We start from the raw sequence: 22,766 nt of genomic DNA on the forward strand, positions 1-22,766 counted from the left end.
AGACCATCCTCAAGAACATTCCGGCCGGTCGCCTCGGCACCGGCGACGAGATCGCCGCCGCCGCCGTCTATCTGTCGTCGGACGAGGCCGCCTATGTGACCGGCCAGACGCTTCACGTGAACGGCGGGATGGCAATGATATGATGACGCGTGAACGCCGAATCTTCGTTCAGGAACCCCGGGCCGGGGCCGTCTTCGTCACGGTCCTGCGGGTGCTGGCCACCATCGTCAGCGGCCCGATGCTGCTCGTCGGCATCGCCTGGGTGCTTCAGGGCCTGAACATCCTGCCGGGCAGTTTCATGACCGGTCAGATCATCTGGGCGGTCTATGGCGCGCCCCTGGCCCTGGTGGGGGTGGCCCTTGTCTGGTGGGTCAATACCGTCAGACGCTGATCACGCGCGCGGTCAAATACGGTGACGCCCCTTCCCAGCCCCGACGGCTGTGCTAGAGGGGCGCAACCGCAGAAGGCTTGGCTCGTTAGGGTCTTGCACAAGCGTCGCTGTCATGAGACGGCAGGATTTGAGACAACTGCCGCTTCCCCGCGGCCCCATAAGGCAGAGACCCCCATGTCCGACACACTGGAACGCGTCCGCAAGATCGTCATCGACCATCTGGACGCCGATCCCGACAAGGTCACCGAAAAGGCCAGCTTCATCGACGACCTGGGCGCCGATTCGCTCGACAACGTCGAACTGGTCATGGCCTTCGAAGAAGAATTCGACATCGAGATTCCCGATGACGCCGCCGAGCACATCCAGACGGTCGGCGACGCCGTGAAGTTCATCTCGGAAAAGACCGCCGCCTGATTTCAGGCGTCCGATCTGAAAAGATCACGGGCTTTTGAAGTGGCCGCCCGGCGCTCCTAGCGGAGTCGCCCGGCGGCCACTATCGTTTAAGCCTCACGATTCTGGAGTGGAGCGCCCCATGCGCCGCGTCGTCGTTACCGGCCTCGGCCTCGTCACCCCGCTGGGCTGTGGCGTCGAACATAACTGGAAGGGTATCGTCGAGGGGCGGTCGGGCATCGGACCGATCACCAATTTCGATACCGAGGGCTATGCCTGCACCATCGCGGGCGAGATCCCCAGCGTGGACGGACGCGGCGGGGGTGGCCCCGGCGTGCCCGGCAGCTTCGATCCTGACGCCATCATGTCGGCCAAGGACAGGAAGCGCGTCGACGACTTCATCCTGTACGGCATCGCCGCCGCCGACGAGGCCCTGGCCGACGCCGGCTGGAAGCCGGAGAGCGACGAGGACAAGGAACGCACCGGGGTCATGATGGGCTCCGGCATCGGCGGCCTGGGTCCCATCGCCGAGACCTCGCTGATCCTGCGGGACCAGGGCCCGCGCCGGGTCAGCCCCTTCTTCATTCCGTCGTCCCTGATCAACCTGGCCAGCGGCCAGATCTCGATCCGCCACGGCCTCAAGGGCCCGAACCACGCCGTGGTCACGGCCTGCGCCTCCGGCGTTCACGCCATCGGCGACGCGGCCCGGATGATCATGCTCGACGACGCCGACGTCATGGTCGCGGGCGGGGCGGAGGGCTCGATCGTGCCTCTGGGCATCGCCGGCTTCCTGGCCTGCAAGGCCCTGTGTACCGCCTATAACGACACCCCGGAAAAGGCCTCGCGTCCCTACGATCGCGACCACTCGGGCTTCGTCATGGGGGAGGGTGCGGGGGTCGTCATCCTCGAGGAATACGAACACGCCGTGGCGCGGGGCGCGAAGATCTATGCCGAGGTCATCGGCTACGGCATGAGCGGCGACGCCTATCACATCACCGCCCCGTCCGAGGACGGCGACGGTGCCTATCGCGCCATGAAGGCGGCGGTGAAGCGGGCCGGGATTGGGGTCGAGGACATCGACTACGTCAACGCCCACGGCACCTCGACCATGGCCGACTGGATCGAACTGCGCGCCGTCGAACGGCTGGTCGGCGACCACGCCAAGGACATGGCCATGTCCTCGACCAAGTCCATGACCGGTCACCTGCTGGGCGCCGCCGGGGCCATCGAGGCGGTATTCAGCGTCCTGGCCATCCGCGACCAGATCGCCCCGCCGACCATCAACCTCGACGACCCCGAGTTCGAGACCGCCATCGACCTGGTCCCGCACAAGGGCAAGCCGATGGAGATCGACGTCGCCATGTCCAACTCCTTCGGCTTCGGCGGCACCAACGCCTCGATCATCTTCCGCAAGGTCAGCTAGGTGTTCGGACGTCGGGACGGGATCAAGGGGCCGGCACCCCAGCGTCCGCAATCTCAGGGCAGGCGGGGCAAGCGGTCCGGCGTCGTGGCGGCCCTGCTGGCAGCCTCGGCGACCTTCAGCCTGTTCCTGATCGCCCTGCTGGCCTGGGGCTGGAGCGTCTACTACGCGCCCGGTCCCTCGGCGCGCCAGGGCGACAGCACCATCGTCACCCTGCCCAGCGGGTCGGGCGTCTCGGCCATCGCGGCGCGGCTGAAGAGCGCCGGCGTGATCCGCTCGACCGACATGTTCAAGGCCGCCGCCACCCTGACCGGGGCCGACCGTCGGCTGCGCGCCGGCGAGTATCGCGTCCCGAACAAGGCCTCGCTGCGCGCCCTCCTGGCTTTGCTCACCGACGGCCGCGTCGTCCGCCATTTCGTGACCATCCCTGAGGGCTGGTCCTCGGCCCAGGCGGTCGACATCCTCAACAAGGAAGCCGTCCTCACCGGCGCTGTCGAGACGGTTCCCGCCGAGGGCAGCCTGTGGCCCGAGACTTATGAGGTCGCGCGCGGCGAGACCCGCGCCTCGGTGGTGCTGCGCATGCAGCGCGCCATGACCGAGAACCTGGCCCGGCTGTGGGCGTCCCGCTCGCCGATGACCGTCGTGACCTCGCCCGAGGAAGCCGTGATCCTGGCCTCCATCGTCGAGAAGGAGACGGGGCTGGCGGCCGAACGCCCCCGCGTGGCGGCCGTCTTCTCGAACCGGATCCGCATCGGCATGCGGCTGGAGAGCGACCCGACCATCGTCTACGGCATCACGAAGGGCCGCCCGCTCGGGCGCGGCATCCGACAGTCGGAGCTTCAGGCCGACACCGGCTACAACACCTATCTGATCGACGGTTTGCCGCCGACGCCGATCGCCAACCCGGGCGCGGATGCGATCCGGGCCGTGCTCAACCCGCCGCGTTCGACCGACCTGTTCTTCGTCGCCGACGGTACCGGTGGCCACGCCTTCGCCTCCAACTATGAACAGCACCAGCTGAACGTGCTGCGCTGGCGCGAGATCGAGCGGCGCAAGGCCGGCCTGCCGCCGGGCGCGACCCCGCCTGCGGCACCGGGTACCCTGGCCCCCGGCACCGCGCCGGAGACCTCCGCACCGGCCCCGGCTCCGATCACCGGTCAGGCCGTCATCACCATGCAGGCCCCGGGGGCGGTCACCCCGGCGCGCGCGCTTCGCCCGGCCCAGCCCGCCACGGCGCCGCGATGAGCGGGATCTCCGGCATGACCGGCTTCGGCCGGGCCGATGGCGCTCTGGACGGCTGGACCTGGTCGGTCGAGGCCCGCTCGGTCAACGGCCGTAATCTTGAGGTCCGGTTTCGGGGTCCGAACGGCTTCGACAATCTCGAGCGTCTGGCCAAGACGGCGACACAGGCCCGCCTCAGCCGGGGCCAGGTCACCCTGGGCGTGCAGGCCCGGCGCAGCGACGCCGGCGCGGCCGCCGTACGGGTCAACGAAGCCGTCCTGGCCCGCTATCTGGAGATCGCCAACGCCCTGGCCGAACAGGGCACGACCCCGCCCTCGGCCGACGGCCTGCTGGCCCTGCGCGGCGTGCTCGACACGCCCGACGACGAAACCGAGGACGCCGAGGCCCGCACTCCCATCGAGGCCGCCATGGCCGTGACGATTGAACAGGCGCTGGACGCCCTGAAGATCTCGCGCGAACGCGAGGGCGAACAACTGACCCCCGTCATCATCGCCTTCATAGACCGCATCGAGACCCTGACCCGGGTCGCCGAAGGCGAGGCCGCCGCCCAGAGCCTGCACGTCCGCGATCGATTCGCCCGCCGCATGACCGAGCTGGCTCCCGATGCACCGGGTCTGGAAGACCGCATCTTTCTCGAAGCCGCCGTCCTGGCCACCAAGGCGGACGTGCGCGAGGAACTGGATCGGCTGTCCGCCCACGTCGCCTCGGCCCGCCAACTGTTGCTGGAACCCCCCGCCGGCCGCAAACTCGACTTCCTGATGCAGGAGTTCATGCGCGAAGCGAACACCCTGTGCTCGAAATCGGCTACGACGCCGCTGACCGCCATCGGGCTCGAGCTCAAGGCGACCATCGAGCAACTTCGCGAACAGGTTCAGAATGTCGAATGATCGTACGCCCCGCCGGGGCGTTCTGCTGATCGTGGCCAGCCCCTCGGGTGCCGGCAAGACCAGCCTGTGCCGCCGCCTGATGGCCGACCACGGCGGGCTGGAACTGTCGATCTCCATGACCACGCGCGGCATCCGCCCGGGCGAGGTCGCCGATCGCGACTATCATTTCGTCACGCCCGAAGAGTTTCAGGCCCTGATCGACGCCGACGCCTTCCTGGAATGGGCCGACGTCCACGGTGCCCGCTACGGCTCGCCCCGCGCCCCCATCGACAAGGCCCTGTCCGAGGGCCGCGACGTCCTGTTCGACATCGACTGGCAGGGCGCCCGCCAGGTCGCCGACAAATGCCCGCAGGACGCGGTGCGCGTCTTCATCCTGCCCCCCAGCTTGGCAGAGCTTCGTCGCCGCCTGGTGACCCGCTCGCAGGACGCCGAGGAGGTCATTGAGCGCCGCATCGCCAACGCCAAGGGCGAGATCGAGCACTGCGACCAGTTCGACTACGTCTTCGTCAACGACGATTTCGACCGCAGCTACGCCGAACTGGCCCATATCTACCACGCCGAACGCAGCGCGCGGTTCCGGAACACCTGGGTCGAGGATTACAGGGACGGGCTGCTGGCAGAGGACGTCTAGGTTCGAGCGATGAGGGTCAAGGTGCGAGGAATCAGGCCGACCGCACCCACAGAGCCCTTGCTCGCCCCTGATCCCTCGACCCTCGTCCCTGACTAAAGCGACGTATCCATCGGCAGCACTGGCGCTTCCCGCAACAACACGATCGCGATCCGGCGATTCCCCGCCAGGGACGGATCGTCGGGATACAGCGGATCCGACCCCGCCTTGCCCGCCACCGAATAGACCCGGTCGCCGTCAACCCCGGCCGTCTGCAGGATCTGGCGAGAGGCATTGGCCCGCTCGGCCGACAGGGGCCAGTCGCTCGCGACCGAGGCCCGGCCCGATCCCGCTACCGCCGACGTATGGCCTGTGATCGAAATCCGGTTGGGCAGGCGGTTGATGACGCTGGAGATGGCGCGCAACAGCACCTGGGCGCGGGCGTTGGGCCGGGCCGAGTTCTGCTCGAACATCGAGCGGCCTTCCTGATCGACCAGCTGAATACGCAGCCCTTCCGGCGTCTGGTCGATGATCATCTGTTTCGACAGCTCGGCCAGTTCCGGCATCCGCTGCATGGCCTGACGCAGGGATTCGGCCGCGCTCTGGAACTCGGCGGCCTCGCGGCGGGCGATCTCGGCGCGCAGGGCCTCGTCGCTGGCCGAGGCCACGTTCTGGCTCTGGCCGGCGTCAGGCGGTGCATCCTGCGGAGCCTCGGGCGCCATCTGTTGCAACACCGACATCGAGCCCGAGCTCTTGGCCCCGTCGTCACCCAGGGATGTGCCCCCCAGGATTCCACCGGACCCCGAGGTCGTCTGGGACACGCTGGCGGGTGCGAAATATTCGGCGATGCCGCGCTTCTGCTCCGGGTCGGTCGTGTTGATCAGCCACATCAGCAGGAAGAAGGCCATCATCGCGGTCACGAAGTCGGCATAGGCGACCTTCCAGGCGCCGCCGTGGTGGCCGCCGCCGACCACCTTCTTGACCTTCTTGATGATGATCGGGCGATCGCTCGCGGACATTCGGCGGTAGCTCGCTGTTAAGGCTGTTTCGTCATCGCAGCCTGACGTTAAGAAGGTGTTTGCGATGTTTCGCATCGACGCAAAACGGTTCGGAGCTCGCCGATGCTCGCCACGCTCGCCTTCATCGTGGCCATTCAGGCCGTGGCCCAGATCGATGTTCCGACCCGGCCGCCGACGCCGCTGGAACAGGTGCCGCACGTGACGGTGATCCCTTATGAGATCCGGGGCGACCTCGCTCCCGCCCTGCACCGGTCGATGGACGAACTCGGTCCGATGATGTCGAACGGTGTCCGCGTTCCGATGCGGACCCAGTGGCGGAATCAGGTCCGCTGGTCCAACGACGCGAACGGCTGTCTGCCGCAGACGGCCCGGATGACCTGGCAGATCGAGACGACCGCCCCCGTGATCGCCGCCGATGCCGAGGCCGGGCCCAGGATGCGCGCCCGCTTCGACCGCTATCGCCAACAACTGGACGCCTTTGAATATGGACGCGCGGTGCGCATCAACGCCGGCATGGAGGCGACTCTGGCGGCGATGCGCGCGGCCGCGGACTGTGACGGCCTGATCGAGGCGCGCCGGGCGGGGGAGGCTGCGATCGTCGAGGCGAACCGCGACTACGACTTCGCGACCGCGCGCGCCCGTCGCAACATGCGCCCTTTGCAATGACGGCGAATTCCTGCGTCCGACGGCTCGCACACGACCGCGATCCGGGTTAGGTCGGGCGGGTGAGCCTGGAACCCCCGCCCGAACACCCTGCCGCCGACGCAGCCGCCTATCGCCGGGCGTTGGGCGCATTCGCGACCGGCGTCTGCATCGTCACGGCCGACAGCCCGGCGGGGCCGCTGGGGATCACCATCAACTCCTTCACCTCGGTGTCCCTGACGCCACGTCTGGTCCTGTGGTGCCTGGATGAGCGCTCGGATCGCTGGCCCGTCTTCGCCGCCGCCGAGACCTTCGCCATCCATATGCTGCCGTCCTGCGACAAGGCCCTGGCCAGCCGCTTCGCCAAGGGGGTCTCGGTGCTGAACCCGCATGAGTTCGTCCGCCCCGACGACGGCCCACCCTGTCTGCCCGAAGCCCTGGCGCGTCTCGAGTGCGTGACCCACGATCGCATCCAGATGGGCGACCACCTGATCATCGTCGGCCGGGTCACCCGGTTCGAGGACTGGGGCGGCGAGGCCCTGACCTATTTCCGGGGTCGCTACGGCGTGGCGACCGAACCGCAGGCCTGAGGGAAACGGACATGAAGATCGCATTCGCCGGACTGGGCGTCATGGGCGCGCCGATGGCCCGTCACCTTGTCGCCGCCGGCCACTCCGTCACCGGTTACAATCGCACAGCGGCCAAGGCCCAGGCCTGGGCAGAGGCCAACGGCTCCGCATGGGCCCACACGGTCGCCGAGGCGGCCGCAGGCGTCGACCTGTTTATCCTCTGCGTCGGCAACGACGACGACGTCCGCGCCGTGGTGACCGAGGCCCTGCCGCATCTGGCCCCCGGTGCCGTCATCGTCGACCACACCACCACCTCGGCGATCGTCGCCCGCGGCATGGCTGCGCTCGCTGCCGACAGCAGCCGGTCCTTCATCGACGCCCCGGTCTCGGGCGGTCAGGCGGGGGCCGAGAACGGCCAGCTCAGCGTCATGGCCGGCGGCGACGCGGCGGCCCTTGCCCGGGTCGAGCCCGCCGTCATGGCCTATTCGAAGGCGATCAAGCACATGGGGCCCGCGGGCTCGGGCCAGCTGACCAAGATGGTCAACCAGATCGCCATCGCCGGTGTCGTCCAAGGTCTGGCCGAGGCCATCCATTTCGCGAAGGCCGCCGGCCTCGACACCGATGCGGTTTACGACGCCGTGTCCAAGGGCGCGGCCCAGTCCTGGCAGATGGACAACCGCTGGAAGACCGCCGCCGCCGGCCAGTTCGACTTCGGCTTCGCCGTCGACTGGATGCGCAAGGACCTGGGTCTGGTGCTGGACGAGGCCCGGGCCAACGGCGCGCGTCTGGACATGACCGCGCTCGTCGACGGCTACTATGCCGAGGTCCAGGCCCTAGGCGGCAATCGCTGGGACACGTCCAGCCTCAAGGCGCGACTGGTTCCGTAGCGACCTCTCGCGTCGCCGACACGATCACGATGCGCGGCTCCAGGAACTGCCCGCGCATGAAGCCCTCGCCTTCGGTCGGCGAGGTCGGGGCGACCAGCACAGCGCGCGCGACCTCCATCCCCTCGACCACCCGGCCGAACACCGCATAGCCCAGCGGATCGACCGAGAACGGCCGCCCGGCGTCATAGGAGGGCGTCGCCCCGATCGAGATGAAGAAATCGCCGGTCGCCGTGCCCGGATCGTGGCGTGCCATCGACACCGCTCCATCGACATGGACCAGCCCCGTCTGGGTCGTCGGCTCGTGCGCGATCGGAGGCAGGGTGCGAACCGGGTCATAGTTTGTGCCGCCCTGGACCAGCCCCATCCCCGGCGCCGACTTCATCGCGCGATAGAAGGTCGCCCCGTCGAACCGGTGCTCGTCGACATAGCGCAGGAAGTTCGCCCCGGTGATCGGTGCCTTGACGTCATTCACCTCGATCACGATCCGCCCGGCCGAGGTCTCCAGCACGACCCGGGGCAGGGGTGCCGCCGGGGCCTCCTGCGCCGCAGCGAGGATGGGACAGGCCAGAGCCGCGATCAGCGCGATGACGAGGGAGGCGACAAACGGGCGTCTTGGCATGGGCTGTTCTCGGGCTTCTATCGGCCGGCGTCCGGTTGATCCGGTCCGGCCGACGTGCAGGATAGCCGCGTCGGCGACCGCCCGCGAGTAAAGGACGACCATGCGTATCGTGTTGATGGGGATATTGCTCGCGCTGTGGATCGCCCCGGCCACCGCCCAGACCGCCCAGACCGCCCCGACCTGGACGCCCGCCGAAGGTGATTACGTCGGCGGCCCGCTGGTGACGACCTCGGGCGCGACCCTGCCCGAGCTGAAGATCCACTACCGTACCCTGGGCCGGCCTGTACGCGACGCCTCGGGCCGGGTGACCAACGCCGTACTGCTGCTGCACGGCACCGGCGGTACGGGTGCCCAGTTCCTGTCGCCCCAGTTCGCGACCGAGCTGTTCGGCCCCGGCCAGCCGCTGGATACGACACGCTACTTCATCATCATGCCCGACAACCTCGGGCACGGCCTGTCGTCCAAGCCCAGCGACGGCCTGCGCGCCCGCTTCCCGGAATACGGCTATGCCGACATGGTCGAGGCCCAGCGCCGGATGCTGGTCGAGGGGCTGAAGGTCGATCGGCTGCGGCTGATCCTGGGGACGTCGATGGGCTGTATGCACGCCTTCGTCTGGGGCGAGACCCATCCCGACATCGCCGACGCCCTGATGCCCCTGGCCTGCCAGCCGACCGCCATCGTCGGCCGCAATCGCCTGTGGCGCACCATGCTCAGGGACGCCATCCGCGCCGATCCGGCCTGGGCGGGCGGGGACTATGTCGAACAGCCGGTCCAGGGCCTGCGCACGGCCGTCGATCTGCTGGTCCTGGCCGGCGGCGCGGTCATGCCGATGCAGCAGGACCTGGCGACGAAGGACGCCGTCGACGCCTTCGCCCGCGCCCAGATGGACCGCCGCCTGCCCGCGCTTGACGCCAACGACCTGTGGTATCAGGTGAACGCCTCCTGGGACTACGACCCGTCCGCGAACCTGGAGCGGATCACCGCACCCGTGACCTGGATCAACTCGGCCGACGACTTCATCAATCCGCCGGAGCTGGGCCTGTCGGAACGGTTCGCCCCGCGCATCGTCAATGGCCGCTACCGCCTGATCCCCAACAGCGTCGGCGGCAAGGGCCACGGTACCCATACCTGGGCCACCTTCTGGAAGGCCGATCTGGTGGATCTGCTGGCCCGATTGGAACCCTGAGGGATCAGCCCGCCGCAGCCAGGACGGGGCTGTGGAGCGACAGCAGGGGCAGGGCCGCGATCGGCCACGACCGTCCTCCGACCGGCTCGCTCTGGATCCGGCAGATGCCCGGACCGGACAGAAAGGCGATCCGCAGTTCGATCGCCAGCTCGCGTTCGGCGCGGAACCGGATGTTGGTCACTCCGGCGGCGATCTTGCGCCGTCGATAGTCGTGACCGTGGCTCGCGAACCGCCTCAGCGCAGCCAGGCGCACGTCGGGCTTCGCGTCGGGCAGCATCAGGGTGACGCTGGTGACCGCCCGCTCGCCCAGTTGCTGAATCTGGAAATCCGGGTCGCGGGTACACAGGTCGACCGCGCCGAACGTAGCGTCCAGCGCGCCTGTCACGGTGCTCAGCGCCTGATAGGTCGGGGATCGCGGAACGTCATAGACACTTGCCGACAGCCGGTTTCGCATCTCCGGCGGCAGGATGAAGGCGAGCTCCAGCCAGGCCGCCCGGGCGCTGGGGCGGACCAGGGTGGAGAACGAGATTGGCACGAACAGCTGCGCTGTCACCTGAAAATCCACCAGATACCTCAGGGCCGTCATGACGCAGGCGGCGTCGAACGCCTCGGCGTCATCGGGGCGGTGTTCGTCCCCGTCGACCATACTGTAGTAGGTCGCCGCGCCCACGGGGGTGCAGCTCAGAACATCGCCGATGAAGGCCTGGCCCACGGGGAAATAGACTCCCTGTGCCCCGTCCACCGTCGGCCCGAACCGCAGGGCCTCGGCGGCCGGTACGCTGACCGGCGCCTCCGGCACATCGACCAGCGAGCCGTCGGCGGCGATCCGGCGCAATCGCCCCCCGGGGGGCAGCGCGCTGGGATCCTGCATGGCCGCCAGCACGTCGTCGGCCGAATATCCCGCAAAGGCGTCGATCGCGTCGGCATCGCCTTCGAACAGCATCAGCTTCACGGCATCCTCGACCCCCGTGCCGAACAGCCGCTCCTGCAGTTCCTGCGACAGATGGGCCAGCTCGACGGTGTCCAGCGCCTCGGCCCGGGGATCGGTCAGCTTGTAGGCATAGAAGTTCAGCTGTTCCGACAGCCGGGGAAAGGTCCAGCGGACTTCGAGGAAGATGTTGGCGTATTTGGCGACCAGCGGACCCAGGGCCTCGGCCGGCACATCCGTCCGGTTTCCGTCCAGCAAGACCCGCAGGCACGCAATCGCCGCCATGTTCCACCTCACGCCACACGGTCTTTTCGCGCGGGGAGGTGAAGATTCGGGAAAGGCCGATCAGCCCGCGAGCAACCGCGCCGCCCTGGGTGCGAAATAGCTGAGCACCCCGGCGCAACCCGCGCGCTTGAACCCGTGCAGGGTCTCCAGGATGGCCCGGTCCTCGTCGAGCCAGCCGTTGGCGATGGCGGCCTGCATCATCGAATACTCGCCTGACACCTGATAGGCGAAGGTCGGCACCTTGAAGGTGTCCGCCACGATCCGCACGATATCCAGATAGGGCATCCCCGGCTTGACCATGACGGCGTCGGCCCCCTCGGCGATGTCCATGGCCACCTCGCGCAGCGCCTCGTCGGCGTTGGCATAGTCCATCTGATAGGTCTTCTTGTCGCCGCTCAGCATTTTCGCCGACCCCACCGCATCCCGGTACGGGCCATAGAAGGCCGAGGCGAACTTGGCGGCATAGGACAGGATCATCGTGTCGTGGAACCCGTTGGCCTCCAGTGCCTCGCGGATCGCCTGGACCCGGCCGTCCATCATGTCCGACGGTGCCACGATGTCGGCCCCGGCATGGGCCTGGATGAAGGCCTGTTCGGCCAGCCGTTCCAGCGACGCGTCGTTCAGGATCCGCCCGTCCTCGACCACCCCGTCGTGGCCATGGTCCGTATAGCAATCCAGCGCCACGTCGCACATGACGCCGATCTCGGGGGCGGCATCCTTGATCGCCTTGATGCAGTCGGGGATCAGGCCGTCGGGGTCCGTCGCGCCGGTGCCGACCGCGTCCTTGGTCGAGGCGTCAACATTGGGAAACAGGGCCACCACAGGAATGCCCAGCGACCGCGCCTCGACCGCGGCCTCCGCGGCGGCCTTGGGCGACAGGCGGAACACCCCCGGCATCGACGGCACGGCGACCCGGTCCTCGGCCCCGTCATGCACGATCAGCGGCCAGATCAGATCGGCCGGCGTCAGCGTCGTCTCCGCCACCAGCCGCCGCACCCACGGACTGGCGCGAAGCCGTCGGGGACGGGCCATGGGAAAGGCGGCGGGCGGAAAGGGCAGGGTCATGCGGCGCGGCTTAGACCAAGGGACGGGGTCATGCAAAACCGCAGAGCCGAAGCGCGTGGTCGCGGCTCGACGATGGCGGGCTCGCCGTCTACGACCGGGCGACGATCTCCCGGAGCCGCCCCATGTCCGAACCCGAAGTCCTGACCCGCATCGACGGCGCCGTCGGGCGGATCACGCTGAACCGGCCCAGGGCGCTCCACGCCCTGAACCTCGCGATGTGCGAGACGATGACCGAGGCCCTGCTGGCCTGGCGTGATGACCCGGCGGTGGTTTCGGTGCTGATCGACCACGCGGGCGAGCGCGGCTTCTGCGCCGGGGGCGACATCCGCATGATCGCCGAGAGCGGCGCGGGCGATGCGTCGGAGGCCAGGGCCTTCTTCAAAACGGAATACCGGCTGAACCATCTGATGTTCGGCTATCCCAAGCCCATTGCGGCGATTGTGGACGGCATCGTCATGGGCGGCGGTGTCGGCATCTCCGAGCCCGCCGCCGTCCGCATCGCCACCGAGCGCACGACCTATGCCATGCCCGAGACGGGCATCGGCCTGTTCCCCGACGTCGGCGGCGGCTGGTTCCTGCCGCGCCTGCCCGGAGAGACCGGAACCTGGCTGGCCCTGACCGGCGCGCGGCTGAAGGCGGCGGATACGGTGGACCTGGGCATCCATACGCATTTCGTGCCCGGCGAGAGTCTGGCGGCGCTGACGGCCGATCTTCTGGCTGACCCCACCGACCCGACCGCGACAGCCGACCGCCACGCCGGCGATGCCGGACCCGCACCGCTCGCGCCGCACCGTGAGGCGATCGACCGCCTGTTCGCTTTCGACACTGTCGAGGACATCTTCGCGGCGCTCGAGTCGGACGGATCGGACTGGGCTCTGGCCCAACTGGCGACGCTGAAGACCAAGTCGCCCCAGTCTCTGAAGGTGACCCTGAAACAGCTCCGCATCGGCCGAACCCAGACCGACTTCGCCGACACCATGACCATGGAGTACCGCCTCGGCGGCCGCATCGTCTCCACCCCCGACTTCCAGGAAGGCGTCCGCGCCGTCATCGTCGACAAGGACAACGCCCCGCAATGGTCCCCTGCTCGCGTGGAAGACGTCACCGACCTCGCCATCGACGCCCTGTTCGCCTCGCTGCCACCCGGCGAGGAATGGGTGCCGCTCTAGGGGCCTCGGAAGAAATCTTCACGCGCAGGGTTTTCAAACGCAACGGCCATCGCCACCTTGTCGGTTCCAGATCACCACAAGGCCTGCCCATGTCGCTCGACGCCCTGTTCCGTCCCTTCACCGTCAAGTCCCTGACCCTGCCCAACCGCATCGTCATGGCCCCGATGACGCGGTCCTTCTCGCCCAATGGCGTGCCGACCGAGGATGTCGCGGCCTATTACCGGCGGCGGGCCGAGGGCGGCGTCGGGCTGATCGTGACCGAGGGCACGGTGGTCGAGCGTCCCGCCGCCCGCAACGACGTCCAGGTGCCCTTCTTCCACGGCGCGGCCCTGCCCGAGTGGAAGAAGGTGGTCGAGGAGGTCCACGCCGCCGGCGGCAAGATCGCGCCCCAGATCTGGCACGTGGGCTCGGCGCGCGGCCAGGGGGCCGAGTGGACGCCCGAAGGACAGGTCGACAGCCCGTCGGGCATGACCGCGCCCGGCAAGGTCAAATACCCGCCGATGACCGACGAGGACATCGCCGACACCATCTCCGCCTTCGGCAAGTCGGCGCGCGCGGCGAAAGACCTCGGCTTCGACGCCGTCGAGATTCACGGGGCCCACGGCTATCTGATCGACCAGTTCTTCTGGAACGGACTGAACGGGCGCGAGGACGCCTGGGGTGGATCGACCATCGCCGACCGCAACCGCTTCGGCGTCGAGGTGGTCAAGGCCGTCCGGGAAGGCGTAGGGGAGGACATGGCCCTGATCCTGCGCCTGTCGCAGTGGAAACAGCAGGACTACGATGCCCGCATCGCCGGCACGCCCGACGAGCTGGCGGAATGGCTGAATCCCCTGTCCGAGGCCGGGGTCGATGTCTTCCACTGCTCGCAGCGCCGCTTCTGGGAGCCGGAGTTCGAGGGTTCCGACCTGAACTTTGCAGGCTGGGCCAAGACGATCACCGGCAAGCCGACCATCACCGTCGGCTCGGTCGGGCTAGACGGCGAGTTCATCGCGGCGTTCGGCGGTGCGGGCTCCAAACCCGCTTCGCTGGACGGTCTGCTGGAGCGGCTTGAGCGCGACGAATTCGACCTCGTCGCCGTGGGCCGCGCCCTTCTGGCCGATCCGCAATGGGTCGAGAAGGTCCGCGAAAGTCGCCACGCTGACCTCAAGGACTTCACCCGCGAGGCGCTGGGCGTGCTTTACTAGACGTCGCGTGCAGGGTGGTTAGTGGTTGGTGATTGAATCTGTTCAACCCCAACCACTAATCACGAACCACTAACCACTAACCACCGCCTCATGCTCCTCCCCATCCTCATCACCACGGCCTGGCTCAGCCTCATCATCGGGGCCCGCTATCTGCTGGTCGCGGGCGGAGTCTGGTGGCTTCTGTGGGGCCGCGCGAACGGTCTCGGCCGTCGCCTGAACCGGGATCGGCCTTCGCGCAGGCTGATGCTGCACGAGGTCCGCTATTCGCTGCTTTCGACGCCGATCTACGCCTTCCCGGCGGCGATCGCCCTGGAGGCCTGGAAGGCCGGCGGCACGAAGCTGTATCTCGATCCGGCGGCGTACCCGCTGTGGTGGCTGCCGCTCAGCTTCGTCCTGCTGTTGATCGTGCAGGACACCCACTACTACTGGACCCACCGGCTGTTGCACCACCGCCGGTTCTTCGCCTGGGCCCATGCCGCCCATCACCGGGCCCGCGACCCCAGCCCCTTCGCCAGCTTCGCCTTCGATCCGGCGGAGGCCGCCCTGACCGCCTGGCTGCTGCCGGTCCTGGCGTTCGTGATTCCGCTGAACATCTGGATGCTGGCGGTGCTGCTGACCGTGATGACGGCCAGTGCGGTGATGAACCACTGCGGCTGGGAGCTATGGCCTGACCGCTGGGTGCGCTCGGGACCGGGCAGCCAGTTCATCACCGCCACCCACCACAGCCGCCATCACACCCATATGAAGACCAACTACGGCCTGTTCTTCCGCGTCTGGGACCGCCTGTGCGGAACCGATGCGATGCCGCCCGAGAAGGCTCAGATCGGTTCGACGACCACCGCCGTGCCATAGGCCAGCACCTCGGTGATGCCCGGCATGATTTCGTTGGCGTCGTAGCGCATGGCCAGGATGGCGTTGGCACCCTCGGCCTCGGCGTGCCGGATCAGTTCGGAAAAGGCCTCCTGCCGCGCCATCTCGGCCAGCTTCACATAGGCCCCGACGCGGCCGCCCAGCATGGACTGCAGCCCGCCGACCATGTCGCTGAGCGCGTTCCGCGACCGCACGGTGATGCCGCGCACCACCGCGATGTGGCGCACGATGCGATGGCCGGCGATGTCATTGGTCGTCGAAGTCAGCATGGGTCAAATCCTCTCCAGAATGCGGAAGGTGAAGCCGTGGTCGTCCTTTTCGCCCGCATCATGCCGCTCGTTCTCGATCTCTTCAAACCGGCTTTCGTCGAAGGTGGGGAACCAGGCGTCGCCTTCGGGTGAGGCGTCAACCTCGGTGATGTAGAGCCGCCTGGCTTTGGGCAGGACCGCCTCGAACACCTTGGTGCCGCCGATGACGCAGACCTCGTGGACGTCGTCGTCCACGGCGGTCTCGCGGGCGATGTCGATCGCCTCGTCCAGGCTGGAACAGACCACGGCCCCCTTGGCCTTGCCGCTCTCCTGATAGCTGAGGTCGCGCGTCAGCACGAGGTTCAGCCGTCCGGGCAGGGGCTTGAGCGGCAGGCTCTCCCAGGTCGAGCGCCCCATGATGCAGGGCTTGCCCAGGGTCACCGCCTTGAACCGTTGGAGGTCCGACCGAAGTCGCCACGGCAGGTCGCCATCGACGCCGATCACGCCGTTCCTCCCACGCGCGACGACGAGGGCGATGGCGGGGACGATCATGGGGCAGGCTCCGATAGGCGTGGGCCCTGCTTAGGCCTCGGGCTCCAGCCAGCGCAACCACTTGCGCGCCATCGCCGTCTCCAGATCGATCCCGACCCGGTCGCAATAGATCAGCAGCATCCCCAGCACGTCCGCCGCCTCATTGCCCAGGGCCTCCGCATCCGCCGCCCCCCGCGCCCGGCCCGACATCCGCAGATGCTCGGCCGTCAGCTCGCCCAGCTCCTCCTGCAGCTTCAGCAAGGCCCAGTCGCCGGTGCCGGCCTTGTCGCGGTCGATGCCGTGTTCGCGGGCGTAGATGTCGGAGATGCGGGCCACATCGGCCGACAGTGATTTCAGGTGCATCGAAGCCGCCTCAGACGGCCACCGCCGCCTTGATATGCGGCCACGGCGAATAGTCGTTCAACACGAAGTCGGCGGCCTCGAAGGCGAACAGGTCCGGTCTCGGCGCGATCGTCATGGTCGGCAGGGACAGGGGCTCGCGGGTCAGTTGCAGCTTCGCCTGGTCCAGGTGGTTCAGATACAGGTGGGCATCGCCCAGGGTGTGGACGAACTCGCCGGGTTTCAGGCCCGTGACCTGGGCCATCATCATCGTCAGCAGGGCATAGGAGGCGATGTTGAACGGCACGCCCAGGAAGACGTCGGCCGACCGCTGGTACAGCTGGCAGCTCAGCTTTCCGTCGGCGACGAAGAACTGGAACAGGCAGTGGCAGGGCGGCAGGGCCATGTCCTCGATATCGGCGGGGTTCCAGGCCGAGACGATGTGGCGACGGCCGTTCGGATTGGTCTTCAGCCCTTCGATCAGGCGGGCGATCTGGTCGATGCTCTCGCCGTTCGGAGCGGCCCACGACCGCCACTGCTTGCCGTAGACGGGACCCAGCTCACCGGCCTCGTCGGCCCATTCGTCCCAGATCGAACAACCGTTGTCCTTGAGCCAGCGGATGTTGGTCTCGCCGCGCAGAAACCAGAGCAGTTCGACGATGATCGACTTCAGGTGCAGCTTCTTGGTCGTCAGAAGCGGGAAGCCCTTCGACAGGTCGAACCGCATCTGGCGTCCGAACACCCCCAGGGTCCCCGTGCCGGTCCGGTCGTCGCGCCGGGTCCCGTTGTCGAGGATGTCGCGCAGCAGGTTCAGATACTGCCATTCGGGATGGTCAGCGGAGGCTGCGCCGGACTTCGGTTCGGCATGGGCGAGAGCAACGGTCATGACGGGAGGATGCCTGTGATTCGTTCGCTTGGCACGGAAGCGATTCGGTTGCCCACAAGGGAGTGGGGGCTGGGGGCCGGGTGGTTAGTGATTTGTGATTTGTGATTGTCGCATCCTCGACGCCACGCCAATGGCAGGTCAGCCTGCGCTGCCAGATCCAGCAATCACAAATCACAAACCACCAATCACTCTCCACACACGCCTCTTCGCCCTCATGCGCGGCTGCGCTGAAGTCATGGGAAGGGCCGGCGGAGCGTCCGGGCCTTCGCCCGGAATAGGGGTAGTGAGTACCGTTTCGGCGAAAGACGAACGCTCCGCGCGCATGGTTTTCCAGGAGCTGTACGGCTCGGTCGCCCGAACCAGCGGGGGTGTTAACCCCTTGCCGCTACCGCGCCCCCGGCGGGAGGGTGGCTCCCTTGCAGAGCCATCCCCTGAACGATCCGACTACCTGCGCCGGACCCTTTGCGCGACCGGCGACACCGCCCCCGATCCCCCGGGCGCCGCGCCCGGTCGAAACCGGACCTCGGAGCTCGCCAAGGCTGACCAGGGACGAGGCCTCGACCGCCCCGCTCCACACACCCCCGCCGCAACAAGATCGCAAGGCCTTGCGCCCTTCCCCGCGACGGGACGAAGAGCAGTATAGCGGCGCTGGGGACCTGGGCGGGTTCGAGGGGGCGAGAAACCTGCAATCCGTTGCGGGGCAAGGGATTGATCGGTTGAAGTTTGAAACTTCGAGGCGTTGGACAAGCCGTCTCCTCCCCATCGCGAAGCGATGGGGAGGTGGATCCGAGCTCTTGCGAGGAGACGGAGGGGGAGACTCGGTGTCGGGATGGGCTACCGGACGCACCTCGATCGCTGCGAGAGCCCTCACCGGTCAGACCCGGTCGCCCCCTCCGTCACGGCCCTGAAGAAGGGCCGCGCCACCTCCCGATCGCTTCGCGACGGGGAGGAGAAGATCCCTCGCCGTCCCGCCCAGGATATCCCCGTCGATCCGAGACGTGGAGCGCGGTCCATCACCCCGCAAAACCGCCCTGATCCAGAAACGCCTGTTCCTCCACTGTCGTTTGTCGTCCCAGAGCCTTGTTTCGATGCGGAAATCGTCCGAACCTGGTGATGATGTCGCGGTGGATGACGGCGAATTTCGCGACCTCGGGCAGGTCCCCGATCAGGGGGATCAGGGCGTCGTGGTCGGCCAGGTCCTCGGAATGCTCGAAGGGCGTCATGAAGAACTGGCGCAGGTCGGGTTCCGTCGCGGCGGGATAGCCCCGCTCGAACGCCATACGCGCAAACATCAGGCCCAGCCCGTCCGTGGCGAACTGATGCGCCGTGCCGCGAAAGCTGTTCCGGGGATACTGGTCCAGCAGGATCATCAGGGCCAGGGCACCCTCGGCCGTGTCCATCCAGTCGTCGAGCTCTCGCCGGGCGGCGGCCCAGTGCAGGGCGTGGCCGGCGTCGCGGAACGCGCGATCGAACGCTTCGTCCTTGGCGTACCACTTTTTCGGACCCGCCTCTTTCCAGAAGGCGACGACGGAGGAAGGCGTTATGAGGTTGGCCATGACCGAGACATTACCCAATCCGCTGCCCGTCTTCCACGACCGCGACTGCGACCTGTCGATCATTCGAGCCAAGCGGGTCGCCGTCATCGGCTACGGCAGTCAGGGTCGCACCCATGCGCTGAACCTGCGTGACTCCGGCGTGACCGATATCGTCGTCGGCCTGAAGGCGGGCTCGACGACCCGGGCGAAGGCGCAGGCCGACGGCTTCCCGGTCATGACGGCGGGCGAGGCGACGGCCGGGGCCGACGTGGTCGCGGTCATGGTCTCCGACGAGGCCCACCGCGACCTGTATCGCGACGAGTTGGAGCCGAACCTGAAGCCCGGCGCGGCCCTGATTTTCGCCCACGGCCTGTCGGTCCGGTTCGGTCTGGTGGCGCCGCGCGCCGATCTCGACGTCATCCTGGATTCGCCCAAGGGCATCGGCCCGCGCATCCGCGACCTGTACGAGGCCGGGGAGGGGGTCTTCTGCCTGTTCGGGGTGCATCAGGACGCGACGGGCGGGGCCCGCGCGCTGGGCCTTTCCTATGCGGCGGCCCTGGGGTGCGGAAGGAAGGGCATTCTGGAGACGACCTTCGCCGCCGAATGCGAGAGCGACCTGTTCGGAGAGCAGGTCGTCCTGTGCGGCGGGGTGGCCGAACTGATCGACGCGGCCTTCATGAAGCTGGTGAACGCCGGCTATCCGCCCGAGGTCGCCTGGTTCGAATGCTTCTACGAGGTCAAGCTGGTCACGGATCTGATGTACGAGCGCGGCATCGCCGGGGCGTTTGCCAAGATCTCCAACACCGCCGAATACGGCGCCTATCTGACCGGCCCGCGCATCATCGGCGAAGCGTCACGCGCGGCGATGGATCAGGTTCTGTCGGAGGTCCGGTCGGGAGAGTTCGTCGCTCGCCTGATGGCCGACTATGACGCAGGCTCGCCCGAGCTACTGGCGCGGCGTCGGGCTCTGGGCGAACGGACGATCGAGGAGGTCGGGGCCCATCTGACGGCGATGGCCTCGGTGGCCAACGACGCCTGACGGACGGGGAGGACGGATGGCTGGGGAACTAGGACTCGAACCTAGAATGACGGTACCAAAAACCGGAGTGTTACCATTACACCATTCCCCAGCAGGTCCGGCGTCCCGCGGGCCTCGGCTCGCGGGAGGCGGTCGAATACGCCAAGGGGGCGGGGGATGCAACAGCACTTTTTTTCTTGGCGCTACCGCCCTTCGGGCTGCTTGAGCGCGAAGTCGCGCAGGACATTTTTCGCCTCGGGGCGAAGTCTGCTTGCGAGCGTCAAACCCCGTCGCTATAAGCCGCGCCTCAAGTCGGAGTGTGGCTCAGTCTGGTAGAGCACTGCGTTCGGGACGCAGGGGTCGGAGGTTCGAATCCTCTCACTCCGACCATTTCCTAAAGGCGACGTCGTCGAGGCTGCCAGAGCCTGGGTCGCCATCCCCGCATGAATCGTCAGTGGCGTTGCTGGGGACCCAGCGGCAGACGGATGCGGACGCCGACCCCGGCCTCGGGCGCGGTCTCGACCGTCATCACCCCACCCAGATGCTCGACCAGGCCCGCGACCAGCGCCAGCCCGTCGCCATGGACCATCTCCATGACCCCGACGCCCGAATCGCGCACCACCAGGCTGACGCCGTCCGGCGACTGGGAACAGGCGACGGCGATCGCGCCCCTTCGTCCGTCGGGGAAGGCGTGACGCACGGCGTTGGAGATCAGTTCATGGGCGATGATGGCCATCGGCAGGGCGTGGCTTTCCGGGATCGCAGCCGAGGCGGCGCGCACGTCGATGCGGATCGCGTCGGCGGTGCCCGTACGCCTCCAGAAATCGACGGCGTCCTCCAGATAGCCGGAAAAATCGATCGGCCCGGCCTCGGTGATTCGCCGGTTGATCAGGGTCAGGGCGGCGGTCACGTCGCTGAGCCAGGTCAGGTGACGGCGGCTCTCCGGATCGTCGACGCTGCGCAGCCGGATTCCGACCAGGGCCTGCAACAGCTGATAGCCGCCCAGCATTCTTCGCTGGAGTTCGGCGATACGGGTTTCCGCTGCTGCGGCCATGCACCTCTCCAGGAGATTGGGAAATCGGAGCATTTCATAGCGTGGCGAGAACCAAATCGCCAAGCGCGCGTTTGGAGTGTTCGGTAACCGACAGAGTAATGTTAACCGGCTTCGGGGCGTATGCCGGGTGTCTGGACTGGGGCGAAATATTGGCTGGTACAGCCGACCTGCGGGTCATGATCGTGGAAGACCAGGCCATCCTCGCGATGGAGCTGGAGATGGTGCTCACCGACGCCGGCTGCGACGTCGTGGGCTGCGCGATGGACCGCGCCGGGGCCTTTGCCGTCGCCGATCGTGAGCGGCCTGACCTTGCCCTGGTTGACGTGAATCTGTTGGACGGACTGACCGGGCCCCAGATCGCCAAGCGGCTGGTCGAGGAATACGGCTCGGCCGTGGTCTTCCTGACCGCCAATCCCGAACAGATCCCGGATGGATTTGCAGGGGCACTGGGCGCGGTATCCAAGCCGTTCGACGAGCAGACCATCCAGGGCGTCGTCGCCTTCGCCCGACAGTTCATCCGGCTGAAGACCGTCGGGGCGCCGCCGCGCCGGTTCCGGCTGGCCCCGTGGCTGACGACGCCGCCTGCGGACGTCGCCCCGCATTGACGGCCGCTATCCGACGAGGCCCGCGATCCAGCCCGCCACTCCGTGGACGATCTCCGAGACCGTCGCCCAGACCAGAAACAGATAGCCGGCGCTGAGCGCGGTTCCGGCCACGCCCATCAGCACCGCCACCCCGTCCTTCTGCATCACCCCCAGGGCGAAGAAGACGATCGCCAGGCCGGGCAGGGCGTCGCCCAGCGGCACCGGCAGGGCCATCATCATCGCCAGCAGGACGCAGGCGATCCCCATCAGCACCTCGGCGACCGGCCCGTTCAGCAGGGGCAGGCGCGGCCGGGTCAGGTTCTCGGCCGATCGCAGGGCGCGGATCACCGTCATGCCGCGCGGATGCCTGCGGACCAGTCGCCGCACCCAGCGGGCGAAGTGATAGCGGGCCTTGTTGGTGCCCAGGCCGATCCGGAACTCGCGTGTCAGCACCCATCGCCTGAGCCAGCCGGGTGCCGCGAACGGGGTGGTCAACAGTCTGATATAGGCCGTACGGCTCACCGAGGCCTTGAGCAGCCAGCGTGGCAGCCAGACCTCGTTGCGCTGGAAGGCCAGCTCGAGCGCCAGCAGGATGATGGGGGCCGCGAACACCGCCTTGCCCCCGGGAGGCCACGGCAGCAGCGCCATCAGGGCCAGGACCAGGATCAGGGCCCCGATGCCCCGGTCGCCGAAGGCCTCGACCACCTCGTCCAGAGTTAGCGACGGGTTCTCGCCGGTGCCGAGGTCTTCGAGCACCTGGGAAAAGGTTCGGGACGTGGAAGGGGCGCGAGGCGGAGGCATACGACGGTCAGGAGCGGGACCCAACCGGCCCGTGCCGTCATTTAGGATCGGCCGCGCCCGCGCGCCACCCGTCCGGTCGTGATCGGCGCGGGAAATCGCAAAAGGATTGCAAGCGTAGCTTCAGTCGTCGGCGCGGCCCAGGCGGCGATAAAGATTATAGGCCGACACCCCGACGCAGGCGGCGCCGATGACGGCCAGGACCCAGGCGATGATGGTGATGTCGCTGGAGCCCGAATCCGCCTGGGACGCCTTGCGGAAGGCGGCCATCGACATGCCGAAGGACAGCAGGCCGAACGCGCCCATGACGAGGTAGAGGCCGGTCTCGCGCCATTCGAGCTTCAGGGGCGCGTCGCCGATCATCTCGTGCCGGATCATCTGGTGGGCACCGAGTCTCAGCGCGCCGTCGT

General features: G+C 67.8%; 28 protein-coding genes and 2 tRNA genes. 17 read left to right on the top strand and 13 right to left on the bottom strand.

Translation table 11 applies throughout. The features are described 5' to 3' along the window. The 7 genes from ACILQR_RS08375 to gmk form a co-directional block, all read left to right on the top strand. The coding region (locus ACILQR_RS08375; protein WP_395651022.1) for an SDR family oxidoreductase at positions 1-143 on the top strand (143 nt) is incomplete at its 5' end. After that, the gene (locus ACILQR_RS08380) at positions 140-391 is read left to right on the top strand and encodes a hypothetical protein (protein ID WP_395650998.1); all 252 of its coding nucleotides are present in this window, start codon (positions 140-142) and stop codon (positions 389-391) included. The genes ACILQR_RS08375 and ACILQR_RS08380, both read left to right, overlap by 4 nt. Before the next feature lie 174 nt (positions 392-565). Continuing rightward, positions 566-805, top strand: coding sequence for an acyl carrier protein (locus ACILQR_RS08385; protein ID WP_271143934.1), 240 nt, complete (start codon positions 566-568; stop codon positions 803-805). A 118-nt stretch (positions 806-923) separates the two neighbouring features. Continuing rightward, entirely contained in the window at positions 924-2,204 is a 1,281-nt protein-coding gene (gene fabF, locus ACILQR_RS08390) for a beta-ketoacyl-ACP synthase II (protein ID WP_395650999.1), read from the top strand. Then, a complete protein-coding gene (gene mltG / locus ACILQR_RS08395) occupies positions 2,205-3,446 on the top strand; it encodes an endolytic transglycosylase MltG (protein WP_395651000.1) in 1,242 nt (413 codons plus the stop codon). It abuts the gene before it with no gap. Further along, positions 3,443-4,330 (top strand): YicC/YloC family endoribonuclease, encoded by an 888-nt coding sequence (locus ACILQR_RS08400; protein ID WP_395651001.1) that lies wholly within the window; start codon positions 3,443-3,445, stop codon positions 4,328-4,330. The genes mltG and ACILQR_RS08400 overlap by 4 nt, the downstream gene beginning before the upstream one ends. After that, complete coding sequence (gmk, locus tag ACILQR_RS08405; RefSeq protein WP_395651002.1) at positions 4,320-4,961, top strand: guanylate kinase; 642 nt, start codon at positions 4,320-4,322, stop codon at positions 4,959-4,961. The genes ACILQR_RS08400 and gmk overlap by 11 nt, the downstream gene beginning before the upstream one ends. Before the next feature lie 92 nt (positions 4,962-5,053). Here the strand turns inward: gmk and ACILQR_RS08410 are convergent, their stop codons facing one another. Further along, positions 5,054-5,956, bottom strand: coding sequence for a flagellar motor protein MotB (locus ACILQR_RS08410; protein ID WP_395651003.1), 903 nt, complete (start codon positions 5,954-5,956; stop codon positions 5,054-5,056). Between the two features lie 102 nt (positions 5,957-6,058). Between ACILQR_RS08410 and ACILQR_RS08415 the strand changes: the two genes are divergently transcribed. From ACILQR_RS08415 to ACILQR_RS08425, 3 genes are read left to right on the top strand one after another with little or no spacing between them, the layout of a single operon-like run. Next, positions 6,059-6,622 (top strand): DUF922 domain-containing protein, encoded by a 564-nt coding sequence (locus tag ACILQR_RS08415; protein ID WP_395651004.1) that lies wholly within the window; start codon positions 6,059-6,061, stop codon positions 6,620-6,622. Between the two features lie 59 nt (positions 6,623-6,681). Further along, positions 6,682-7,188, top strand: a complete 507-nt coding sequence (locus ACILQR_RS08420) for a flavin reductase family protein (RefSeq protein ID WP_395651005.1) — start codon at positions 6,682-6,684, stop codon at positions 7,186-7,188. A gap of 11 nt (positions 7,189-7,199) precedes the next feature. Further along, the gene (locus ACILQR_RS08425) at positions 7,200-8,054 is read left to right on the top strand and encodes an NAD(P)-dependent oxidoreductase (RefSeq protein ID WP_395651006.1); all 855 of its coding nucleotides are present in this window, start codon (positions 7,200-7,202) and stop codon (positions 8,052-8,054) included. Here ACILQR_RS08425 and ACILQR_RS08430 read toward each other — a convergent pair. Next, complete coding sequence (locus tag ACILQR_RS08430) at positions 8,032-8,673, bottom strand: peptidylprolyl isomerase (protein ID WP_395651007.1); 642 nt, start codon at positions 8,671-8,673, stop codon at positions 8,032-8,034. The genes ACILQR_RS08425 and ACILQR_RS08430 overlap by 23 nt on opposite strands. A gap of 100 nt (positions 8,674-8,773) precedes the next feature. Here ACILQR_RS08430 and ACILQR_RS08435 point away from each other — a divergent pair, with 100 nt between their 5' ends. Beyond that, entirely contained in the window at positions 8,774-9,859 is a 1,086-nt protein-coding gene (locus tag ACILQR_RS08435) for an alpha/beta fold hydrolase (RefSeq protein WP_395651008.1), read from the top strand. Positions 9,860-9,863: 4 nt separating this feature from the next. Here ACILQR_RS08435 and ACILQR_RS08440 read toward each other — a convergent pair whose 3' ends face one another. Both ACILQR_RS08440 and hemB read right to left on the bottom strand, forming a co-directional pair. After that, entirely contained in the window at positions 9,864-11,072 is a 1,209-nt protein-coding gene (locus ACILQR_RS08440; protein ID WP_395651009.1) for a hypothetical protein, read from the bottom strand. 60 nt (positions 11,073-11,132) lie between these two features. Next, positions 11,133-12,131, bottom strand: coding sequence for a porphobilinogen synthase (hemB, locus tag ACILQR_RS08445; protein ID WP_395651023.1), 999 nt, complete (start codon positions 12,129-12,131; stop codon positions 11,133-11,135). Positions 12,132-12,259: 128 nt separating this feature from the next. On the opposite strand from hemB, the gene ACILQR_RS08450 reads away from it, so the two are divergent. From ACILQR_RS08450 to ACILQR_RS08460, 3 genes are all read left to right on the top strand, one after another. Further along, positions 12,260-13,306 (top strand): enoyl-CoA hydratase/isomerase family protein, encoded by a 1,047-nt coding sequence (locus tag ACILQR_RS08450; RefSeq protein ID WP_395651010.1) that lies wholly within the window; start codon positions 12,260-12,262, stop codon positions 13,304-13,306. Between the two features lie 89 nt (positions 13,307-13,395). Then, the gene (locus tag ACILQR_RS08455; RefSeq protein WP_395651011.1) at positions 13,396-14,493 is read left to right on the top strand and encodes an NADH:flavin oxidoreductase; all 1,098 of its coding nucleotides are present in this window, start codon (positions 13,396-13,398) and stop codon (positions 14,491-14,493) included. A 90-nt stretch (positions 14,494-14,583) separates the two neighbouring features. Beyond that, the gene (locus tag ACILQR_RS08460; protein ID WP_395651012.1) at positions 14,584-15,345 is read left to right on the top strand and encodes a sterol desaturase family protein; all 762 of its coding nucleotides are present in this window, start codon (positions 14,584-14,586) and stop codon (positions 15,343-15,345) included. On the opposite strand, the gene ACILQR_RS08465 is transcribed toward ACILQR_RS08460, so the two are convergent. The 5 genes from ACILQR_RS08465 to ACILQR_RS08485 all read right to left on the bottom strand — a co-directional run bounded on the left by ACILQR_RS08465 (position 15,312) and on the right by ACILQR_RS08485 (position 18,923). Beyond that, the gene (locus ACILQR_RS08465) at positions 15,312-15,632 is read right to left on the bottom strand and encodes a YbjQ family protein (RefSeq protein WP_395651013.1); all 321 of its coding nucleotides are present in this window, start codon (positions 15,630-15,632) and stop codon (positions 15,312-15,314) included. The two genes, ACILQR_RS08460 and ACILQR_RS08465, sit on opposite strands and share 34 nt — an antisense overlap. A gap of 3 nt (positions 15,633-15,635) precedes the next feature. Then, positions 15,636-16,163 (bottom strand): dihydrofolate reductase, encoded by a 528-nt coding sequence (locus ACILQR_RS08470; protein WP_395651014.1) that lies wholly within the window; start codon positions 16,161-16,163, stop codon positions 15,636-15,638. Between the two features lie 30 nt (positions 16,164-16,193). Then, positions 16,194-16,505 (bottom strand): phosphoribosyl-ATP pyrophosphohydrolase, encoded by a 312-nt coding sequence (locus ACILQR_RS08475; RefSeq protein WP_395651015.1) that lies wholly within the window; start codon positions 16,503-16,505, stop codon positions 16,194-16,196. A 10-nt stretch (positions 16,506-16,515) separates the two neighbouring features. Beyond that, entirely contained in the window at positions 16,516-17,367 is an 852-nt protein-coding gene (locus ACILQR_RS08480; RefSeq protein WP_395651016.1) for a thymidylate synthase, read from the bottom strand. Between the two features lie 1,013 nt (positions 17,368-18,380). Beyond that, entirely contained in the window at positions 18,381-18,923 is a 543-nt protein-coding gene (locus ACILQR_RS08485) for a DUF924 family protein (protein ID WP_395651017.1), read from the bottom strand. Positions 18,924-18,945: 22 nt separating this feature from the next. Between ACILQR_RS08485 and ilvC the strand changes: the two genes are divergently transcribed. Beyond that, on the top strand, positions 18,946-19,941 hold the full coding sequence (gene ilvC, locus ACILQR_RS08490; protein ID WP_395651024.1) for a ketol-acid reductoisomerase: 996 nt from the start codon (positions 18,946-18,948) through the stop codon (positions 19,939-19,941). Between the two features lie 17 nt (positions 19,942-19,958). On the opposite strand, the gene ACILQR_RS08495 is transcribed toward ilvC, so the two are convergent. Continuing rightward, positions 19,959-20,032, bottom strand: a tRNA-Gln gene (locus tag ACILQR_RS08495). A 201-nt stretch (positions 20,033-20,233) separates the two neighbouring features. Here ACILQR_RS08495 and ACILQR_RS08500 point away from each other — a divergent pair. Next, positions 20,234-20,310: transfer RNA gene (locus ACILQR_RS08500), tRNA-Pro, on the top strand. 61 nt (positions 20,311-20,371) lie between these two features. On the opposite strand, the gene ACILQR_RS08505 is transcribed toward ACILQR_RS08500, so the two are convergent. Further along, a complete protein-coding gene (locus ACILQR_RS08505; protein WP_395651018.1) occupies positions 20,372-20,974 on the bottom strand; it encodes a sensor histidine kinase in 603 nt (200 codons plus the stop codon). A 149-nt stretch (positions 20,975-21,123) separates the two neighbouring features. Here ACILQR_RS08505 and ACILQR_RS08510 point away from each other — a divergent pair, with 149 nt between their 5' ends. Then, entirely contained in the window at positions 21,124-21,579 is a 456-nt protein-coding gene (locus tag ACILQR_RS08510; protein ID WP_395651019.1) for a response regulator, read from the top strand. Between the two features lie 6 nt (positions 21,580-21,585). On the opposite strand, the gene ACILQR_RS08515 is transcribed toward ACILQR_RS08510, so the two are convergent. Further along, positions 21,586-22,314 (bottom strand): exopolysaccharide biosynthesis protein, encoded by a 729-nt coding sequence (locus ACILQR_RS08515; RefSeq protein WP_395651020.1) that lies wholly within the window; start codon positions 22,312-22,314, stop codon positions 21,586-21,588. A gap of 165 nt (positions 22,315-22,479) precedes the next feature. Beyond that, positions 22,480-22,766, bottom strand: a 287-nt coding sequence (locus tag ACILQR_RS08520) for a DUF202 domain-containing protein (protein WP_395651021.1), incomplete at its 5' end; no start/stop codon positions are given.

Source organism: Brevundimonas sp., from assembly GCF_044239655.1.
Lineage (GTDB): Bacteria > Pseudomonadota > Alphaproteobacteria > Caulobacterales > Caulobacteraceae > Brevundimonas.

What these genes read in the sequence shown, in the direction of transcription:
- ACILQR_RS08380 (WP_395650998.1), top strand. Translation starts at nt 140, where the DNA reads ATGATGACGCGTGAACGCCGAATCTTCGTTCAGGAACCCCGGGCCGGG.
- ACILQR_RS08455 (WP_395651011.1), top strand. Translation starts at nt 13,396, where the DNA reads ATGTCGCTCGACGCCCTGTTCCGTCCCTTCACCGTCAAGTCCCTGACC.
- ACILQR_RS08400 (WP_395651001.1), top strand. Translation starts at nt 3,443, where the DNA reads ATGAGCGGGATCTCCGGCATGACCGGCTTCGGCCGGGCCGATGGCGCT.
- ACILQR_RS08430 (WP_395651007.1), bottom strand. Translation starts at nt 8,673, where the DNA reads ATGCCAAGACGCCCGTTTGTCGCCTCCCTCGTCATCGCGCTGATCGCG.
- ACILQR_RS08450 (WP_395651010.1), top strand. Translation starts at nt 12,260, where the DNA reads ATGTCCGAACCCGAAGTCCTGACCCGCATCGACGGCGCCGTCGGGCGG.
- gmk (WP_395651002.1), top strand. Translation starts at nt 4,320, where the DNA reads ATGTCGAATGATCGTACGCCCCGCCGGGGCGTTCTGCTGATCGTGGCC.
- ACILQR_RS08425 (WP_395651006.1), top strand. Translation starts at nt 7,200, where the DNA reads ATGAAGATCGCATTCGCCGGACTGGGCGTCATGGGCGCGCCGATGGCC.
- ACILQR_RS08410 (WP_395651003.1), bottom strand. Translation starts at nt 5,956, where the DNA reads ATGTCCGCGAGCGATCGCCCGATCATCATCAAGAAGGTCAAGAAGGTG.
- ACILQR_RS08465 (WP_395651013.1), bottom strand. Translation starts at nt 15,632, where the DNA reads ATGCTGACTTCGACGACCAATGACATCGCCGGCCATCGCATCGTGCGC.
- ACILQR_RS08415 (WP_395651004.1), top strand. Translation starts at nt 6,059, where the DNA reads ATGCTCGCCACGCTCGCCTTCATCGTGGCCATTCAGGCCGTGGCCCAG.
- ACILQR_RS08385 (WP_271143934.1), top strand. Translation starts at nt 566, where the DNA reads ATGTCCGACACACTGGAACGCGTCCGCAAGATCGTCATCGACCATCTG.
- ACILQR_RS08485 (WP_395651017.1), bottom strand. Translation starts at nt 18,923, where the DNA reads ATGGCCAACCTCATAACGCCTTCCTCCGTCGTCGCCTTCTGGAAAGAG.
- ACILQR_RS08505 (WP_395651018.1), bottom strand. Translation starts at nt 20,974, where the DNA reads ATGGCCGCAGCAGCGGAAACCCGTATCGCCGAACTCCAGCGAAGAATG.
- ACILQR_RS08435 (WP_395651008.1), top strand. Translation starts at nt 8,774, where the DNA reads ATGCGTATCGTGTTGATGGGGATATTGCTCGCGCTGTGGATCGCCCCG.
- ACILQR_RS08475 (WP_395651015.1), bottom strand. Translation starts at nt 16,505, where the DNA reads ATGCACCTGAAATCACTGTCGGCCGATGTGGCCCGCATCTCCGACATC.
- fabF (WP_395650999.1), top strand. Translation starts at nt 924, where the DNA reads ATGCGCCGCGTCGTCGTTACCGGCCTCGGCCTCGTCACCCCGCTGGGC.
- ACILQR_RS08480 (WP_395651016.1), bottom strand. Translation starts at nt 17,367, where the DNA reads ATGACCGTTGCTCTCGCCCATGCCGAACCGAAGTCCGGCGCAGCCTCC.
- ACILQR_RS08460 (WP_395651012.1), top strand. Translation starts at nt 14,584, where the DNA reads ATGCTCCTCCCCATCCTCATCACCACGGCCTGGCTCAGCCTCATCATC.
- ACILQR_RS08470 (WP_395651014.1), bottom strand. Translation starts at nt 16,163, where the DNA reads ATGATCGTCCCCGCCATCGCCCTCGTCGTCGCGCGTGGGAGGAACGGC.
- ACILQR_RS08440 (WP_395651009.1), bottom strand. Translation starts at nt 11,072, where the DNA reads ATGGCGGCGATTGCGTGCCTGCGGGTCTTGCTGGACGGAAACCGGACG.